15 protein-coding genes and 3 pseudogenes are annotated in these 17,176 nt (G+C 40.1%); 11 read left to right on the plus strand and 7 right to left on the minus strand.

Features of this window, described 5'->3' with window-relative positions; translation table 11 throughout:
* The first annotated feature begins 88 nt into the window (after positions 1-88).
* Together PTET_RS12870 and PTET_RS12875 are read left to right on the plus strand one after the other, a co-directional pair.
* Positions 89-1,831, plus strand: a complete 1,743-nt coding sequence (locus tag PTET_RS12870; RefSeq protein WP_024601437.1) for a SulP family inorganic anion transporter — start codon at positions 89-91, stop codon at positions 1,829-1,831.
* Positions 1,832-2,144: 313 nt separating this feature from the next.
* Positions 2,145-2,588: a c-type cytochrome gene (locus tag PTET_RS12875; protein ID WP_096038744.1), complete on the plus strand. Its 444-nt coding sequence runs from the start codon at positions 2,145-2,147 to the stop codon at positions 2,586-2,588.
* A gap of 72 nt (positions 2,589-2,660) precedes the next feature.
* Here the strand turns inward: PTET_RS12875 and PTET_RS12880 are convergent, their stop codons facing one another.
* Positions 2,661-3,371, minus strand: coding sequence for a VC0807 family protein (locus tag PTET_RS12880; RefSeq protein WP_028835687.1), 711 nt, complete (start codon positions 3,369-3,371; stop codon positions 2,661-2,663).
* A gap of 255 nt (positions 3,372-3,626) precedes the next feature.
* Here PTET_RS12880 and PTET_RS12885 point away from each other — a divergent pair, with 255 nt between their 5' ends.
* Together PTET_RS12885 and PTET_RS12890 are read left to right on the plus strand one after the other, a co-directional pair.
* Positions 3,627-4,403: a type 2 periplasmic-binding domain-containing protein gene (locus tag PTET_RS12885; RefSeq protein WP_096038745.1), complete on the plus strand. Its 777-nt coding sequence runs from the start codon at positions 3,627-3,629 to the stop codon at positions 4,401-4,403.
* 113 nt (positions 4,404-4,516) lie between these two features.
* Entirely contained in the window at positions 4,517-5,851 is a 1,335-nt protein-coding gene (locus tag PTET_RS12890) for an MFS transporter (protein WP_058155210.1), read from the plus strand.
* A 77-nt stretch (positions 5,852-5,928) separates the two neighbouring features.
* On the opposite strand, the gene PTET_RS12895 is transcribed toward PTET_RS12890, so the two are convergent.
* Complete coding sequence (locus tag PTET_RS12895) at positions 5,929-6,786, minus strand: hypothetical protein (protein ID WP_096038746.1); 858 nt, start codon at positions 6,784-6,786, stop codon at positions 5,929-5,931.
* A gap of 312 nt (positions 6,787-7,098) precedes the next feature.
* Here PTET_RS12895 and PTET_RS12900 point away from each other — a divergent pair, with 312 nt between their 5' ends.
* The 4 genes from PTET_RS12900 to PTET_RS12915 all read left to right on the plus strand — a co-directional run bounded on the left by PTET_RS12900 (position 7,099) and on the right by PTET_RS12915 (position 9,889).
* Positions 7,099-7,731 carry an energy transducer TonB gene (locus PTET_RS12900; RefSeq protein ID WP_096038747.1) on the plus strand — a complete coding sequence of 211 codons (633 nt, stop codon included), beginning with the start codon at positions 7,099-7,101 and terminating at the stop codon, positions 7,729-7,731.
* A 14-nt stretch (positions 7,732-7,745) separates the two neighbouring features.
* Complete coding sequence (locus tag PTET_RS12905) at positions 7,746-8,336, plus strand: sigma-70 family RNA polymerase sigma factor (protein WP_096038748.1); 591 nt, start codon at positions 7,746-7,748, stop codon at positions 8,334-8,336.
* On the plus strand, positions 8,323-8,934 hold the full coding sequence (locus tag PTET_RS12910; protein WP_096038749.1) for a hypothetical protein: 612 nt from the start codon (positions 8,323-8,325) through the stop codon (positions 8,932-8,934). The genes PTET_RS12905 and PTET_RS12910 overlap by 14 nt, the downstream gene beginning before the upstream one ends.
* Positions 8,935-9,091: 157 nt before the next feature.
* Entirely contained in the window at positions 9,092-9,889 is a 798-nt protein-coding gene (locus tag PTET_RS12915; RefSeq protein WP_090493807.1) for a hypothetical protein, read from the plus strand.
* 209 nt (positions 9,890-10,098) lie between these two features.
* On the opposite strand, the gene PTET_RS12920 is transcribed toward PTET_RS12915, so the two are convergent.
* The 3 genes from PTET_RS12920 to PTET_RS12930 form a co-directional block, all read right to left on the minus strand.
* Positions 10,099-11,475 carry a Na+/H+ antiporter NhaC family protein gene (locus tag PTET_RS12920; RefSeq protein ID WP_028835676.1) on the minus strand — a complete coding sequence of 459 codons (1,377 nt, stop codon included), beginning with the start codon at positions 11,473-11,475 and terminating at the stop codon, positions 10,099-10,101.
* 80 nt (positions 11,476-11,555) lie between these two features.
* Entirely contained in the window at positions 11,556-13,196 is a 1,641-nt protein-coding gene (gene pbp4b, locus PTET_RS12925; RefSeq protein WP_096038926.1) for a penicillin binding protein PBP4B, read from the minus strand.
* Between the two features lie 30 nt (positions 13,197-13,226).
* On the minus strand, positions 13,227-14,399 hold the full coding sequence (locus PTET_RS12930; RefSeq protein WP_096038750.1) for an exo-beta-N-acetylmuramidase NamZ family protein: 1,173 nt from the start codon (positions 14,397-14,399) through the stop codon (positions 13,227-13,229).
* A 143-nt stretch (positions 14,400-14,542) separates the two neighbouring features.
* Here PTET_RS12930 and PTET_RS19345 point away from each other — a divergent pair.
* The 3 pseudogenes from PTET_RS19345 to PTET_RS19355 form a co-directional block, all read left to right on the plus strand.
* Positions 14,543-14,812 (plus strand): annotated as a pseudogene (locus PTET_RS19345) (hypothetical protein); the annotation flags it as partial.
* Positions 14,700-14,945: pseudogene (locus tag PTET_RS19350) on the plus strand (hypothetical protein); the annotation flags it as partial. The pseudogenes PTET_RS19345 and PTET_RS19350, both read left to right, overlap by 113 nt.
* A pseudogene (locus PTET_RS19355) lies at positions 14,882-15,088 on the plus strand (hypothetical protein); the annotation flags it as partial. The pseudogenes PTET_RS19350 and PTET_RS19355, both read left to right, overlap by 64 nt.
* Before the next feature lie 310 nt (positions 15,089-15,398).
* On the opposite strand, the gene PTET_RS12940 reads toward PTET_RS19355, so the two are convergent.
* Both PTET_RS12940 and PTET_RS12945 read right to left on the minus strand, forming a co-directional pair.
* Complete coding sequence (locus tag PTET_RS12940; RefSeq protein WP_075169808.1) at positions 15,399-16,193, minus strand: LytR/AlgR family response regulator transcription factor; 795 nt, start codon at positions 16,191-16,193, stop codon at positions 15,399-15,401.
* On the minus strand, positions 16,193-17,161 hold the full coding sequence (locus tag PTET_RS12945) for a sensor histidine kinase (protein ID WP_244186362.1): 969 nt from the start codon (positions 17,159-17,161) through the stop codon (positions 16,193-16,195). Before PTET_RS12945 ends, PTET_RS12940 begins: the two co-directional genes overlap by 1 nt.
* Positions 17,162-17,176 lie beyond the last annotated feature (15 nt).

Consider the following 17,176-nt stretch of genomic DNA (forward strand, 5'->3'; position numbering starts at 1 on the left):
TATTTAGCGCATCTAACACGTTTAGTTACTATACTTATTATTAAAGAGAACTTACTATCGACTCCTAATTATTAGCAGGGAATTTGAAGTGTTGTCGCGTCTATATAGCTTTATGCCAGGTTTACACACCTTATTTAATTATCAACGCCAATGGTTTGCTGATGATGTGAGGGCGGCATTATCGGTTGCAGCCGTTGCTTTACCTGTTGCTATAGCTTATGCGCAACTTACAGGCGTTAATGCTGCAGTTGGCCTGTATTCTTGCGTATTACCTATGATGCTTTATGCACTTTTTGGTACCTCTAAACAGCTTATTATTGGCCCTGATGCCGCAACATGTGCGGTTATTGCTGCAGTTGTTACTCCACTCGCTGCAGGCGATAGCTTTAAACATTGGCAATTAGTGATCACCATGACCGCAATGACCGGTTTTTGGTGCTTTATTGCCAGCCGCTTTAAGCTAGGTGTATTAGCCGACTTTTTATCTAAACCAATTTTAATGGGGTTATTAAACGGTGTGGCTATTACCATTATTGTTGGTCAGTTTTCTAAAGTATTTGGCTTTACCTTTGATGAGCGCTACTTGCTTGAGCGTTTAGGTGGCGTTCCTACGTATTTATCGCAAACTCATATTCCCACCTTGCTAATGGCTTTATTTACCCTCGGCGTTTACTTTGTGTTAAAGCGCTTAAAACCTACATGGCCAGCCTCTATGTTTGCCATTGCACTAGGTGCGGTATTCGTTTGGTTGTTTAATTTAGAGCAGTTTGAAATAAAAACCATAGGCACAGTAACCGGTGGTTTGCCTGTGTTTAACACTCCAGTATTTGACGTGGGTATTATTCGAGAACTTGTTGTACCGGCACTCAACTTAGCCATAGTTAGCTTTGTCAGCATGATGCTAACGGCGCGAAGCTTTGCAGCAAAGAATGGCTACGACATCGATGCCGATAAAGAATTTAGAGCCTTGGGCATCGCTAATTTAGCGTCAGCATTATCACAAGGCTTTGCCGTTAGTGGTGCCGACTCACGCACAGCCGTGAACGACGACTCTGGCGGAAAAACCCAATTAGTTTCGATTATAGCTGCCGCTATTATTGGCGTTATCGCTCTTTTTTTAACGGCGCCGCTTGAGTTTATTCCCAGTGCTGCACTCGGGATTGTATTAATAATTGCCTCTGTTCACCTGCTTGATTTAAAGGCAGTCTGGCAATTAAAATTTAAAGATAAGCAGGCATTTTACTTAGCCTCAGCCACACTTTTTGCTGTGCTGTTTATTGGTGTTATACCAGGAATTACCCTTGCTGTATTACTAGGGTTATTTCAATTTATTCGAACTGTTATGCGCCCATCAGACACCATTTTAGGTGTGGATATAAAAGGCGTAGTAAGAAGCTTAGACGAAACAGATAAAGCCAAAGCAGTACAAGGGGTTTTTATATATCGTTTTAATTCTCCTTTAACCTATTTTAATGCCAGTTATTTTAAACGCCGCTTGTTAGAGCAATATGCAAGACAAAAAGACGACACGCAATGTGTCATTATTGATGCTGTGCCCTGCTTCACTCATCTTGATTTAAGCGTTATGGCCATGCTCGCAGACCTAGATGTGATATTTAAAAAACGAGGTATTCGATTAGAGCTAGCGGGAAGAAAACGCCAGCTACTTTCTTGGTTTAAAACCGCTGGTATCGCCTCAGGTAAAGACGGTATTTATATTCATTCAGACTTATACATTGCCTTACAAAAAAACAGCGTCAGTCAGCATGTCGACGAGGTTACGATGTTTCAATCGCAAAACTCCGAAGAGATAAATGCAGGTAATAATTAGGGTTATTATTTTTCCTCAACTACACTAGATGAGTCATTTATTGTGAATGACTCTTTATAAAACAATAAAGTGTTCAAGCATTTTAATGAATCAACACTTAATAATAAGCGTAGCCTTATTACCTTTTCTTGCTACTTACTAAACCTTAAAAATATAAATAATAGCCAGATGCAAATATCATACAGCGCAGTAAATACATAGTTTAGTCGCTAATGCGGTCGCTTTTAGTTTTAGCTAATTAGCCATAAGTTGTTTATGGTTATGGTTTATCAATTGCCGCTCACCAAACCCAATGAAAGACAAAGGAGCTACCATGAAATATACATTAATAATTTTATGCTTAATTGCACTTGCAGGTTGCGATAAAGGCGTTGATTCTCCAAGGGGGTTTAGCTTACCAGAGGGAAATGCTGAAAAAGGTAAAGCCGTTTTTATTAAGTATGAGTGTTTGGCATGCCATACGCTTGCAGGTGTAGAAGATGACAGTATAAAAAAACATGACGATATTTCTATCAGACTAGGCGGAAATAAAACCAAAATAGTCACTTATGCTGAGTTAGTTACATCGGTTATTAACCCTTCGCACCGCTTTTCAAGGCCTTACAGAGCTGATGCTAGAACCCCCGATGGAGCATCTAAAATGGCGGTATTTAACGACACCATGACCGTTTCTGAACTCACTGATTTAGTGACCTTTTTACAACCAAATTATAAGCTTATTCCTTATCACAGAACGAAGTACTCAGATTACAAATAAATACTTATAAGTAAACATCAACAAAAAAGCCGTTATTAAACAACGGCTTTTTATTATAGATTATGGATAACCCTATTCAGCATTAACCATGTCTTCAAACTTCATACCGGTTAACTTAGTCAGTACTTTAATTACATAAACAAAAATACCAATGAGCATGAGCATAGACGGAATAGCAATTACCGGATAACTCAATAGCGTCATTTCACCAAGCTGTTCGTTAAATTCAACGGAGCCTGCAGGGCTGGTAACAATCCATTTAGCAAGGATGTAATTCATCGTAGATGAAAACACAAAGGTCAGCGCTAAGAGGTAATTAGCATTGGTGATTTTTTGTTTAAAGCTTTGTGTATTGCCTCGTGCATCTAAGGCATCATAAATAGTATCTAGCTTAAATAAAAGTGAGTTTAATAAAAGTTTGGCTAGCAGGGGTTTACCAAAAAAGCCCGACATCAGCACGGTAAAACCAATGATTGCCGGAATAGCTGCTTCTTTAATAGCTAACCACTCAACGTTTAGCTCAAACAAGGCAATACCACCGGTAAGCAAAGTACTTAAAAAGCCTAAAAGCGAGATGAAGTTTAATGAGCCCGCTTTTATAAAATCATAAATACCGTAACTAATAGGGAATATAAGCGCGACAATTAAACCAGTCACACTGCCTAAATATTCAGGGCCAGAAAACTTCATTAAAATGACTGAAGGGATGATGATATTAAAGACTATTTCGATAAGCGGATTATTTTTTTTACGCTTATTTGTAGCTTGATTATTACTGGTCATTTTTAGTTCCAAAAAATATTACTGCTGCCATTAATTTCCCCTAATGTGGAATAAATAATGCTAAATATTGCTTCTTTGCATAATACCCGCAATAAGCCCGCTATTCTAGCATGGCACTTAGTCATATTATTTTATTATATAGCGCTTACTCTGCAGTAATATAGGTATAAATTGAGGCGTTAATTAAATCACCAGTCGTATTTTCAGCCCTCAAAGACTATATTAAAGCTACAAAAAATAAATTAGTTTAAAGTCATGCTCAGTAGTAAGTATTTATCTACATCGTACTTTTGGTTATTTTTATTGATGGTTTGTGTGCATCAAAAGGCCGCTGCCAAACAAATTATTGCTGTTGCCGAATTAAGTGGACTGTTTCAACACGCTGCTAATAATCAACACCAAGGGGTTTATCATGCGTTATTAACCAAAGCACTCGCAGATACAAAACTGAGTGATCAATACATAATTGAAGTCATGCCAATGAAACGCGCTAAGCTTGAGTTTTTAAAACAAACTGTTGCTTGCTATGCACCAGGTGAGGACACCTTTGATGGCTCAGAAGGGATTACATTACCTAAAAACATTTTACACAGCACACCTTTTAACAAAGCACTGATCAAAGTGGTTTCTAATAACCCAAAGCGAGTTATTTCAAACGTAGGCCAAATTAATAACAGCGATATTATTAGCATTGTTCGAGGGGTGCCCAGTAGTCGTGAGCTAGATAGAATAAAAGAAAAAGCCAAAATAGTAATTGAAGTAAATAGCGAAATGGAAAGCTTACAACTTTTATTACTCGGGCGAGTAGACTTAATATTAGCTTTTTATCCCGATATTACGTTTGCCTATAAAGCGTTAAATATACACCCCCATCTACCCTATAGTAATAACTACTCACCGGTGAGCATTAACGATAATATTATTTGCCACCCAAGCTATAAAAAAGACTTTGAAAAAATAAACAAAAAAATTACCGAATATCTGCAAAACGGTGAAATGAAAATATTATTAAATGATTATTTTATTCATTAACCTCTATTTAAAGCCTGCATAGGGTTGCGCCATATAAAACTCCCTTTTACAGCTTGGAAAACCTTCTCGCTTGCTCTAGTATCTAGTTGTCTTAGCTCATAATTTGCATTTTAATGAAATCATTTCCGTCACTGTACTTTGCCAATTTATTTTTAATTATTGGTACCGGTTTACTTACTACCTATTTAGCGCTTTATTTAGGTAAACAAGGCACGTCTACGTTTTGGATAGGCTTAATGACCTCGTGTTATTACCTTGGCTTATTACTGGGTTCAAAACTTGGCTATCATCTTATTAAATCGGTAGGTCACATCAGAACCTTTGCCGCCAGTACTGCTGCAGTGACAGCCTGTGTGGCTGCTCATGGCGTGAGTGATAATCTTTATATATGGTTAGGCCTTAGGCTTTTTGTTGGCTTAGGTATGATGTGTAATTACATGGTGCTAGAAAGCTGGCTGAATGAACAGTCAGCCCCCGAATCACGCGGCCGCGTATTCTCGTTTTATATGATCACTTCATACTTGGGGATGATTTTAGGGCAATTAGCGCTCGCACAATTTCCTGAGCTAGGTTATGCGCCGCTATTTTTAGTCTGCATGGCGTTAGCAATCGGTATTATTCCTATTTCTATCACTCGTAGAATCCACCCAAAACCCTTAAAACCGATAAAAATGAGCCTATTTGATTACGCTAAAAAAGTGCCACAATCGCTTACTGCGGTGCACTTTGCAGGCATTATTAATGGTAGCTTTTATGGTCTAGCACCTATTTTTGCCAAGTTATCAGGCTTTAACGCCGCTGAAATTGCTATTTTTATGTCGCTAACTATTTTAGCCGGCCTGCTAGCACAGTGGCCAATGGGCATGCTTTCTGACCGTATTCGCCGTAGTTTATTAATTCGTACTAATGCCATAGCCATAGGCATTGTGAGTTTGGCATTGTTTTTATTACCAAGCTCACAGTTAATTGCTTACATACTCACCTTTATATTTGGTTTGTTTGCCTTTACTTTATATCCGCTTTGTTCGGCACTGGCCAATTCGCGAGTTGAAGACGAAGAACGCGTAGGCGTGTCATCAGCGTTATTGGTTGCTTTTGGCGCTGGGGCAGCAATAGGCTCAACAGTTAACGCACAGATCATGAGCTACTTTGGTCACCAAGCATTGTATGCGTCTATTTCGCTATTAACCGTAACCATGTATTTATTACTCACGTTTATTAATTCTAAACAAAAAGTAGAGCAGCCTGAACCCAGTGATTATGTGGTGGGTACATCCGATGTTACAAACTCGCCACTGGCAGCGACTATGGATCCGCGTATTGAAGAAACCACCGCGCAAGATCAAATGTTGGTTGTAGATGACGAAGAAATAGACGATGAGTTTTTTGAACATCCCCAAGGGGAGCTGTTTAAAGATCTAGAAAACGAGCAAAATATGAAAAGTTAAACTTCCATTCGAAGCATTGATAAGAATCATAAAAAAGGGGGACTCCCCCTTCTTTGTTGATTTAATACTTAAAAACTTTATTGGCTTATCTGTGGCTTAATATCGCTTAAATCTAAATGGATAGTCATTTCAAAATTCTCAGGCTGTACAGCAACATCACTTAAACCCGTTCTCGCAAAATAATCTTCAAAGTCTTGCTGATATTTAGCCGAGAACTGCGTATACGCGGTAATAAACAAACTTAGCTTTTTAGCTATTATTGGATAGGTAGCGGCAAGTTCCCGCAATTTTTCAGGTTCAGCAAAGGCAAATTCAGCATAAATATTAAAGTCGTTCTCAATATTAGTTTTACCATATCTAGATAAAAACCCATTTTCATAATCAGGTCCTACATTTCTATCTTGCGTTAAAGCCTCATAGTTCGAGGATGCAGGCTTCCACTCTTTTGGCAGCAAAGCTTGCCATGCAAATATAACGAAAGGTGAACGTATATAAATTAATGAACTTAATTCATGGTGAACCCCTTTCAATGAGTTTTCGAAGTTAAAGTTCGTGCCATTTTGATCTGAAATATTTACTAATATTATGGAGTTGCTTGAGTATGTCCCACCCGCTTCAGCTCCTTCCATAAGCATAGGACCAGAGAGGTAAATAGCGTCAATTACTTCAGTAACAAACCCTTGAGGATAGGTCGTTAATGCGGCCTCAATACCATCAAGTGAGTCAGAAGCATCTGCAAGCGTAGTCATTTCCATTTCAAGAATTGGAGGCTCTCCATCACTAACTGCAAATTGTTCAGGAAAAAATAAACGAGGTTCACCAGCTTGAATGTCTACTTGGTATGTTTTGGATAAACGATTAGCTTGCTCTGTTTCACTTTCTAAATATGAACAAGCACTAACTAATAATAAAAAAACAAATATTGCTTTTTTCATTTATAAATCCTTTTTAATGAGCATGCCTGAATAATGCCGCCATTATTGAGAACGAAAGTTTAACAACAGCAGGTAAGCAACTTAAAGCTCTCATTTCATCTACCTAGAGCAAACAAAATAGAAAATAACAGGCAAACCTTAAAATAACTACATTCTTTTAGCCAACCCAAAATAAAAAAATCAAGAGACCTTTTACATAGGTTAAATACTACCCCTGTATTTTTAATTAAATTTTAAAACTATTTAACCCCTTTTCTATTTGCCAGCCGTTATAGCTCTGAAACAACATAATAAGTTAATTTGGAGCGGCTTATGCACACACTTGAATTCCCTAAAAACCACATGTTCAAAACATCAACAGCTGTTATTGGCGGTGCTGCGATGACCTTTATCGCATTTGCCTTTATGCAATACTTAATTAGTGGCGAGCAAAGAGCGCCTATCAAATTGGGTGATGATATTACTGTTGAGATTTTTCAAGCACCTGAAGATAAACAAACCACGCATATTAAAAGAATACCACCACCACCCACACCTAAAATACCGCCTAAAGCACCACCACGTGTCACACCTAGTAATGAGCCAATAACAGCAATAAGCACAGCACCACCCATAGTAATTGACAGGTTTGGTGACGATATGAAGCAAACACTTGCCCGCCCTACGGGAGATGCTTCACCCATTGTGCGCATAAATCCTAAATACCCAACTAGCGCAGCACGTGATGGTATAGAAGGCTGGGTGCAACTTAGCTTTAATATTTCACCCACAGGTGAAGTAATTGATGCCACAGTAGTAAATGCCGAACCAAAACGCATATTTGATCGCGAAGCACTTCGCGCTATTAAACGCTGGAAATATCGTCCAAAAATAATTGAAGGTGTGGCACAATTACAAACAGGTCAAACCGTACAGCTTGATTTTAAATTAGACAGTTCGCAGTAAAGGAATAAGCGCCTATGCTATTGAGTATTAAGTCATGGTTATTTGAAGCGCCAAGCAAAGACTGCATGGCGCGGTATGCAAAAAGTGGCGACAACCGCCACTTAGAGCAGCTTATTATCTTATACAGTAACGATTTATATCACTACCTAGTTACCCAATCTAATACACATTTAGCATACGACGTAAGCCAACAAACATGGCTAAAGGTTATTGAAAAGCGCCACCTTTACCAAGCACAAACCACGCCTAAAGCCTGGTTATTTCGACTTGCACGTAACATTCTGATAGACGAATACCGCAAACAGCAACACTTTGTCGAGCTTGACGAAAACAGCCAACGGCTTGCACAAAATAACAATCAAAGTGAATTAACAAGTAGTGATTCGCATATAGGCGACACACACATAAGTTATGAAGCATTTAGCACTGCGCTCAAGCAACTTAGCTTTGTGCAGCGCGAAGCCATCACCTTACAACAAGAAGGTTTTAGCCTTGCCGACATAGAGCTTATAACGCAAAGCAACGCCCAAACCATAAAAACAAGGCTACGCTACGCCAAACAAAACCTAAAACAATTATTAGGAGATTATAATGAACAAGCCTGATGAGCAGTTTGATGAAAAGCTGTCAAACCACTTTAAAGCGCGTAAAGCACGTACCACTCTTTCGCATGCTCAACAACAGGCGTTAAAACACAGCGTAGCTCAAAAAAAACCTAAAAAGTTAGGCTTTGCCCTGCAACTCACAAGCCTTACCTGCGCATTAGGCTTACTGGCTTTTATAGTGCTCGACAGTAACAACGTGATAAATACTGCCCCTAAAACCGTATTAAACACCATAGACATACACGACTACTCGTTTATAACAACGCATGAAATAGATCAAACAGGTAACTACGCAAGCACTATAACGCAACAAAAACGAGCGCTCGACACCCAACTAGCAAACGACTTACGCCGCCATCAACAACACCATATAGAATACGGCACGCTCGTAAAGGTCGACAACGACTGGTACATAGCCAGCTGCAATGACGAGGTACTGGTACACATTAAACAATCACTGCTCAGTGATTTAAAAGGAAAGCATGCAGTTGAAAGTAATATCAATACCGGCGACATGCTCGCTATGGCACATAACGGCAAAGGGCAGATTGTAGGGCTTAAACATGCGGGGGTTGGGGTTAGGCAGTGTGGGGCATAAAAGTAGTAGTAACATCTACGCTTAAAACTAAGTTTTTAATTTAAAAAGCTATGTAATTAAACTTACAAATTATAATTAAAAACTACAATTATCACTCGCAAACCAGCGAGTAAAACACTTAATATAAAGTATCATATTCAAATAAAATGAATTTAATATGAAAGAGATTTTACTAGATCATAACCAAAAAAATTATTGTATTTATCCTCGTTTAGAGATTGGTAAAAATACATCAGAGTGTAGGTTTTGCAAGTCAAGATCTGCAACGTACAATAACCTATCTCACTCTCTGCCTGAGCTTTTAGGAAATAAAAGTATCTTCACAATAAATGAGTGTGATAAATGTAACTCTATTTTCTCTGACTTTGAAAATCATTTAAGCCGCTTTATCCCTCCTTCTTTCATAACACAGATCAAAGGTAAAAAGGGCTACAGTAATTCTTATGTTAAGGGTGGCGGAAAAATATTTGCTACAAGTAATTTCATAGAGGTAAAAGATGAGCCAGACATATTTTCAAAAGAAGTAATTATATCAAATCAAAAATTCTCAAATGTTAAAGTCTACAAAGCACTCCTTAAGTGCTTAATATCTTTATTACCAGATCAAGACGTAGCAATATTTGATGACGTAATTAAATGGCTTATATCTAATAAAGGATTTAGAGATTTTGATTATACTGCTGTGGCGAATATAGGGTACCGTTTACCGAGTTGTGACAATAAGGAGCTGTTGAGCGTGACGTTATTTAAAGAGAGCTCTAAAGATAAGTTGAGGTACATGTTAAGCGGTAAATTTAATAACTTATTTATTTTACTCCCTTTTTCATTTGTTACTACAGAAAAAGCTAAATTCAAAACTATTCCTGCAAGATCTGAAAGTGAAAAATTTTATTTTCATGAAGTTGATTTTAAAGACTACTCAACACAACATAAATTTAGGCTCAACTTTAAGTAATTATATATTGAATTTATTTCGGGCTAACGCCCGACGCGCTAGCAAGCTAAGCGCCTACAAAAATAATGCATATATTTAACGTTAAAGCTGCAAAGTGGATTGGCGATCCGTTAGGTTTAATGTCACTCAACCCAACCTACGTGTAAACAAAAAAGCCTGCGAATAAGCAGGCTTTTGAGTGTTTGGGGCTGTCTTGCTCTGAAATGTATTTACAACACAATTAAGCTCGTTACTAAGTAAGCTACAAACGTTAGGCCACCGCCTACTAATGCATAGGGTAATTGAGTTTTAACGTGGGTGAGTAAATCACAGCCTGAGGCGATGGCTGATACTGCGCTGGTGTCGGATATAGGGGAACAATGATCGCCAAATATCCCGCCACCTAAAATAGCGCCTACCACCAGCGATGGCGGTAAACCAAGCGCTTGAATAAGCGGTACGCCAATGGGGATAAGTATGGCAAACGTGCCCCACGAGGTGCCTGTAGTAAACGACATAACCGCGCCAGTTAAAAATAGTACTGGCACTATTAAATATATTGGTAAGTAATCGCCAACCAAAGATGCCACGAACACGCCTGTACCTAGCTCTTTTAAGCTTGCACCCAAGGTCAGCGAGAGCAATACAATACTTACCAGTGGGAGTAATTCGCCCATGCCTTTAAAGCCGGTATCAACAAGTTGGTGGTGGGTAAATTGACGCGAACTAATCATTAAGCAATAGGCCACAACAATAGCCAGTACCGTGGCGTACAATACTGATTTTGAACCGCTACCCTCGGCAAGTACCCCGTTACCGGTGTAAAACATAAAGCCAACCATGCTAACAATTAGCGTTAACAGTGGCACTAGCATAAAACGTGCTTTAGAGCCTTTTACTTCTTCTTTTAGTTCGGTTGTTTGTAGCTCTAGTTTTTGTTCAGCCACTTTCATTGGGCCATGTACTTTATCGAACGCAATGGTATAAAAAACAATAACCAAGGTGATTATGGCGTAAAAGTTATAGCCTACACTGCCCCACAGCACCGATACCGCCGACTCGCCTAATTCGTAATTACCTAGCAAGCCCAGTACGAATGCACCCCAGCCGTTTAGTAATATTAAAATACACACAGGGGCGCTGGTGCTATCGATTATGTAGGCTAAACGCGCGCGGCTCATTTTAAATTTGTCGAACAGACCGCGAGATAAAATACCCGAGGTAAGCACACTTAAGTTTGACTCTATAAATACCGCTACGCCGGTAAACATAGTTAAAAAGCCTACTTGGCGCTTACTTTTAGCAACGCCTTTGTTCATCAGCAAATTAACGGTAGCAGCAACACCGCCAGACTCGCGAATATAGGCCAGTAATGCGCCTATTAAAATACTAAATATGAGTATACGGGTATTACCGGGGGAACTTGCTACCGAAATAATGCGCTCTATGGTATTTAAAAATGTATTAAATACGCTATTTCCTTCGCCCTGAATGGCCAGTAAAAACTCTGATGAAGCCACTGCCACCAAAAGAGCCATAATCACTTCTTTACGCCAAAACACGATAGCAATGGCAATCAGTGGCGGTAAAATAGAATACCAATGCATAAACAAACCTTATTTATTTTTATAATGACGACGCTTTACTTAACTTAATAGATATAAGCACTTAAGTCACTTACTAACACTTATTGATTTAATAATGCCTCATAAACAAGCGACACAATAGAGCCGTATTGCGCTGTTTCAAAATTTTTCCCTACAAATTGATAGCGCTTTTCAGTGCCTTTAATAGGAGTATGCCGCGCATTAGTGAGTAAAATAATGGCCAAATCGTAAGCCGGATCAATCACGGTAACTGTCCCTGTCCACCCTGTGTGGCCATAGGCCTGAGCGCTGGCATAAGGGCCAAAGTGCCAGCGCCTTGCTTGGTTATTTCCCGCAAGACGAAAGCCTAACCCGTAGGTTTCATCACTGCTTTGTGGCGTTAAAAATTGCGCTAAGCTACTGGCGTTAAAAATTTGCGTATCGCCATAACCGCCTTTGTTAAGCAGCACTTGGCACAGCACAACTAAATCGGGGGCGTTACTAAATAATCCCGCATGGCCTGCAACACCATCGAGCGAATAATAAGCACGTTCGTCATGCACCTGCCCTTGCAGTACATTGGTGCGAATATTATCAAAATGAATACGCCCATCTCGAGTATTACCGCTAAGCTCCGTGGCAGCAAACTGCTGACGATTAAAACCTTTTTTAAGCGGATTAAATAAGGTGTTATTGAGTTTTAAAGGCGCGTAAATATGCTGCTCTAGGTATTCATCGAGAGGTTGGCCGCTAATTCGCTCAATTAAAACACCTAAAATCATGTAATCAATATCAGAGTAAACATGCGGTGCTGTAGGTTCAGCGGTTAATGGCACGCTTGTTAATAATAGCTGTTTAGTGGTTTCGCTTGTTTGTGAGAAAAACGCATCGCCGTAAGCGGTGTCTTTTCGATGAAAATCAAACACTGGCGGATAACCGGCACTATGAGTTAGTAAGTCTTTTACTTGGCGGTGCTCTCGGCCATTACCCTGATACTCTTTTAGGTATGAATGCACCGTATGATTTATGTTTAACTGCCCCTCGCTGACCAACTTCATTAATGCAAAGTTAGTAGCAAATATTTTAGTATTTGAGGCTAAGTCAAATAAGGTATTGGTTTGCATAGGCTCTGGGCGCAGTAGCATTAAATCACTTTGCTGATATTGTTTTGCATCGCCATACGCGGTTAATTTTAATACCTTACCCGCTTTAACAACCGCTAATACCGCTCCTGGAAAGCCTGCTTTTATATCGTTTTCAATTAAGGTATCAACTTGGCTAAAGTCGATTTCTTTTTTGGCGCTATTTTCTAAGGTAGCAAATGCAAAGCGCAGGGTTAAACTGCCGCCAGCAGGTTGAATATTCTCTACCTTAAAGGTGTTCACGCCGTTATGCGTATAGTGCCCTAAATTAAAGTCGTACTCGGTGTTAGCGCGTAAAGGCTCATTAAGTAAAAGCTTTTTATTATTGATGTATATATTAGCACTGACGGCACTGACATTTTGTAGCAATAGCTGCCCCCGCCCACGGTAGGCTTTAAAGGTGCCACGATTATTTACATATTCTCTGCTGCTGGGATTTGGCTCAGGAAAGGTAGCAATCACCTGAGCATTAGCTAACGCGTTAATATGATTAACAGTTAAAGGGCGTTCTGATTTAATTGCTGTAGAGCGACTACAGCCTGCAATAATAATGCTCAGCAGCAATATAACTACTTTATAGTACGTTTTATTGTTTATCATTTTTAAAGCCCAATGCACGCATCCCTTTTATTAATACAGCAAATAAGGCGCTCTTTGCTGTTTAAACTGTTTTAGCCCGGCTTGCCAACTTTGTTTGATTTCCTCAGCTGAGTGCCCTGCTTCTATGGCGAGCCTTAATTTATCAGTTCCTGCGAGCTTATCCATAAAGTCGGCACGTTCAAAAAACGGCTGTTTAGCCTGAGTCAGTTGCTGGTAAGCATTAATTAAATAATTTAAGTTTAAGCCTGTGGTATCACTATGGCGTAAATCAATCCCTTTCACCATTTGGTTTTTAAACTTTGGATTAAGCGCTGCGCCTTTTATTGAGCGAGGGGTAAAGCTAAAGTCCCCAAGTGCTACTGGTGAATAACCAATAACCTGAAATGCAAAGTCAGTTCCTCTACCTATGCTAACAGGAGTTGCCTCAAAAAAGCACAACGAGGGATACAGCGCTATTGATTGATCGTTGGGTAAATTAGGGCTTGGTTTTACCGGTAAACTATAACGACTGGTGCGGGTGTAGCCGGCAACAGGGATCACGTTTAGCTTTAAATCACGAGCCTGATTGATCCACCCCTCACCTTTGATCATGTTAGCAAGCTCGCCTACCGTCATACCATGCAGTACAGGGATTGGGTGCATACCCACAAACGATTTAAACTTCGGTTCTAAAATTGGCCCGTCAATGTGGCTAATATTAGGATTTGGCCTATCAAGTACTATAAATTCAACACCCTGCTCGGCCGCGGCTTCCATCATGTAATGCATAGAGCTTATGTAGGTATAAAAACGTACGCCCACGTCTTGAATATCAAAAATTATCACATCAACATTTTGCAATGACTCGGGGGTTGGCTTTTTGTGTTTACCGTAAATAGAAATAAGCGCAATACCGGTTTTGCTATCAACGGCGTTTTGTACATGAGCACCGGCATCGTGATCGCCTCGAAAGCCATGCTCAGGTGCAAAAATTTTAGTGATGTTGATGTTTTTAGCCAACAAGCTATCAACTAAATGCGTTTGCCCCACAAGAGAGGTTTGGTTAACCACCAGCCCTACACGTTTGTTTTTTAATTGGGGTGCATACATAGCAAATTGCTCTGCACCTACGGCGATTGCATGTTTAGTCTCATTTGCATGTGTAGCAACGGTAAAAAGTGCACTTAGTATAAAAAAGAAGGTAAAAAACACGGTTTTAAACATACAGCAAGGTCCTTTTAAACAAGGCATTTAAAATAACACAGCTAAGTTTAAAGAGCAGCTTAGGTTTTAAGAATTAGCGGTCAGCGGTCAGCGGTCAGCGGTCAGCGGTCAGCGGTCAGCGGTCAGCGGTCAGCGGTCAGCGGTCAGCGGTCAGCGGTCAGCGGTCAGCGGTCAGCGGTCAGCGGTCAGCGGTCAGCGGTCAGCGGTCAGCGGTCAGCGGTCAGCGGTCAGCGGTCAGCGGTCAGCGGTCAGCGGTCAGCGGTCAGCGGTCAGCGGTCAGCGGTCAGCGGTCAGCGGTCAGCGGTCAGCGGTCAGCGGTCAGCGGTCAGCGGTCAGCGGTCAGCGGTCAGCGGTCAGCGGTCAGCGGTCAGCGGTCAGCGGTCAGCGGTCAGCGGTCAGCGGTCAGCGGTCAGCGGTCAGCGGTCAGCGGTCAGCGGTCAGCGGTCAGCGGTCAGCGGTCAGCGGTCAGCGGTCAGCGGTCAGCGGTCAGCGGTCAGCGGTCAGCGGTCAGCGGTCAGCGGTCAGCGGTCAGCGGTCAGCGGTCAGCGGTCAGCGGTCAGCGGTCAGCGGTCAGCGGTCAGCGGTCAGCGGTCAGCGGTCAGCGGTCAGGTAATAAAAATAAAACACCGAGCCTTTTGCAAGCGCAATTTTTATATTGTAGGCGGGAGTTTACCTCGCGCAGGTTTTAGCAATGAGAAACTGTGTTTCTAACGTAAGTAAGCTCTACGTCCACATTGAAAATAGACGATAATATTATCTCTAAAATATAGCTTGCTGGTGTTTAAATACTCATGGTGATTTTGAACGTCTCATTTACCCCTCATTCATTTCTTTTTGTGCATTTAAGTTTGTAAGGGCGTTATTCACAAAGAGATTAAGAGGCGCTGCGCTTTTAGAGAAGTGATTAAAACATTATAAATCAGAAGCTGCGCTTCTAACGTAAGCAAGCTCTCCGTCCACATTGATAATGTTGACGATGATGTGACTAAAAAACCACCGTTATTGTTTTATTAAGCTCTTTAAGTTTTTACTGTATGTTCTACTTACCTTGAGTGTTTTTTCGTTATCTAACACCGCCATATATTCAGAATTACGTAATGGGTTGAGCTGTTTAATGTGGCTTAAATTAACAATGGTTGATTTATGTATGCGTAAGAAGTCTTCTGGCAGGGTATTTTTTTCAAGATCTTTTAAACGCGCACGCATTACATGGGTTTCAGCCAGTGTATGAACACACATATAATCGCCTGCGGCATCAATCCATAAAATATCTTTAAACGGAATTATTTGAATTGGGTTTTTAGCATCTTGGATGACTAAGTTTTCGGCTTCAAATTTATATTCTGAGTTTTTTGAGCTTTCTAATTCTTGATGTTCGTTTTCTATCAGCGATTGGTGTACTTCAATCAATGTATTTTTTCTGTGGAGTTGCTCTGTTTTTACTACTCTTTCTATGGCTTCTGCAAGGCGAGCTAACTTAACGGGCTTGAGTAAGTAGTCAAGGGCTCTTACCTCAAATGCTTTAACGGCATGCTGGTGAAACGCAGTAACAAAAATAACCGCTGGACAGCTTTCTGGTTGAAAATATTTAATTAGTTCAAAGCCTGATTTTGTTGGCATTTCTATATCTAGAAACACTAAATCAACGTCATGTTTGTTAAGTACTTTAATAGCGTCATCAACACTTTGTGCACTGCCAATCACTTCAATTTCAGCAAAGGCCTCTAAACGAATACGCAACCCTTCAATAGCGCTGTATTCATCGTCAACAAGTAATGTTTTTAATTGAATCATTATTGCAAACCATTAATAGGAAGAGAGATACAAAGCCATGCGCCGCCTGATTTGCCATTGCCTTTCTCAATGCGATGGCTATTTCCATACATTAATTTTAAGCGTTGCTCGCAATTAGCCAAGCCAATGCCCCTTTTCGATTTTTTATTATCGTCAAACCCTTTACCAGTATCTGCAACTTTAATGAGCAATGCGGTTTTTGTTTTTTCAACTTTAATTGTGATCACCATTTTTTGATCTGCGCGCATACCATGTTTTAACGCGTTTTCTACCAATGGTTGAATTAATAAAGAAGGTATTAATAAATCGTTGCAAGGTTCATCAACGTTAATATTAACCTCTAACCGGTCAGTAAATCGACATTGCTCTATATCTAAGTAGGTTTTTAAAATGGCAATTTCTTCTTTAATCGCTACTTTTTCAAGCGGATCGGTATACAAACTATGGCGCAGAAGATCACACAGCTTTTCGAGCATATTCACTGCCTGCACACTTTCTTTTTTTAAGATTAAGGTGCAAATAGCATTAATGCTGTTAAACATAAAGTGCGGATTAAGCTGATATCGAAGCATTTTAAGCTGTGATTCTTTAGCAAGGTGTGTCGCTTCTGCGGCTTTTTGAGTTTGCTCTAAATTGTCGAGATATATTTTGATCCCGTAATAAAAAGCAGTCCATGTTGAGAGCATAGTTAACGATGCAGACGTCCATGTACCAAAGTCAAACCACGACATGGAAAGCCACCAATTGCCATATAACCACTGCAAAGACGCCCATTTAATTTGTGTCCAAATTAATGTGGCAGTTAACAGTAGCACCAGATGCAGTGCTATTTTAACTTTAATCCCTTGCCTATTTGAGCAGTTATAAGCCCTTCTTAAAAGTAAGGTGATTAAAAAGCCACACGCTACATCAATAACTAAATGCGGAATATGTATCGACCATGGCTCGTCGCTTGGTATTTTTATCATTAGCTCGGTCAGCAT

Origin of the sequence: Pseudoalteromonas tetraodonis (genome assembly GCF_002310835.1) — a bacterium.
Taxonomy (GTDB): domain Bacteria; phylum Pseudomonadota; class Gammaproteobacteria; order Enterobacterales; family Alteromonadaceae; genus Pseudoalteromonas; species Pseudoalteromonas tetraodonis.

Bases quoted from the DNA above. Each gene is read 5' to 3' on its own strand.
- PTET_RS12875 (WP_096038744.1), top strand. From the start codon at position 2,145: ATGAAATATACATTAATAATTTTATGCTTAATTGCACTTGCAGGTTGC.
- PTET_RS12880 (WP_028835687.1), bottom strand. From the start codon at position 3,371: ATGACCAGTAATAATCAAGCTACAAATAAGCGTAAAAAAAATAATCCG.
- PTET_RS12885 (WP_096038745.1), top strand. From the start codon at position 3,627: ATGCTCAGTAGTAAGTATTTATCTACATCGTACTTTTGGTTATTTTTA.
- PTET_RS12890 (WP_058155210.1), top strand. From the start codon at position 4,517: ATGAAATCATTTCCGTCACTGTACTTTGCCAATTTATTTTTAATTATT.
- PTET_RS12895 (WP_096038746.1), bottom strand. From the start codon at position 6,786: ATGAAAAAAGCAATATTTGTTTTTTTATTATTAGTTAGTGCTTGTTCA.
- PTET_RS12900 (WP_096038747.1), top strand. From the start codon at position 7,099: ATGCACACACTTGAATTCCCTAAAAACCACATGTTCAAAACATCAACA.
- PTET_RS12905 (WP_096038748.1), top strand. From the start codon at position 7,746: ATGCTATTGAGTATTAAGTCATGGTTATTTGAAGCGCCAAGCAAAGAC.
- PTET_RS12910 (WP_096038749.1), top strand. From the start codon at position 8,323: ATGAACAAGCCTGATGAGCAGTTTGATGAAAAGCTGTCAAACCACTTT.
- PTET_RS12915 (WP_090493807.1), top strand. From the start codon at position 9,092: ATGAAAGAGATTTTACTAGATCATAACCAAAAAAATTATTGTATTTAT.
- PTET_RS12920 (WP_028835676.1), bottom strand. From the start codon at position 11,475: ATGCATTGGTATTCTATTTTACCGCCACTGATTGCCATTGCTATCGTG.
- pbp4b (WP_096038926.1), bottom strand. From the start codon at position 13,196: ATGATAAACAATAAAACGTACTATAAAGTAGTTATATTGCTGCTGAGC.
- PTET_RS12930 (WP_096038750.1), bottom strand. From the start codon at position 14,399: ATGTTTAAAACCGTGTTTTTTACCTTCTTTTTTATACTAAGTGCACTT.
- PTET_RS12940 (WP_075169808.1), bottom strand. From the start codon at position 16,193: ATGATTCAATTAAAAACATTACTTGTTGACGATGAATACAGCGCTATT.
- PTET_RS12945 (WP_244186362.1), bottom strand. From the start codon at position 17,161: ATGATAAAAATACCAAGCGACGAGCCATGGTCGATACATATTCCGCAT.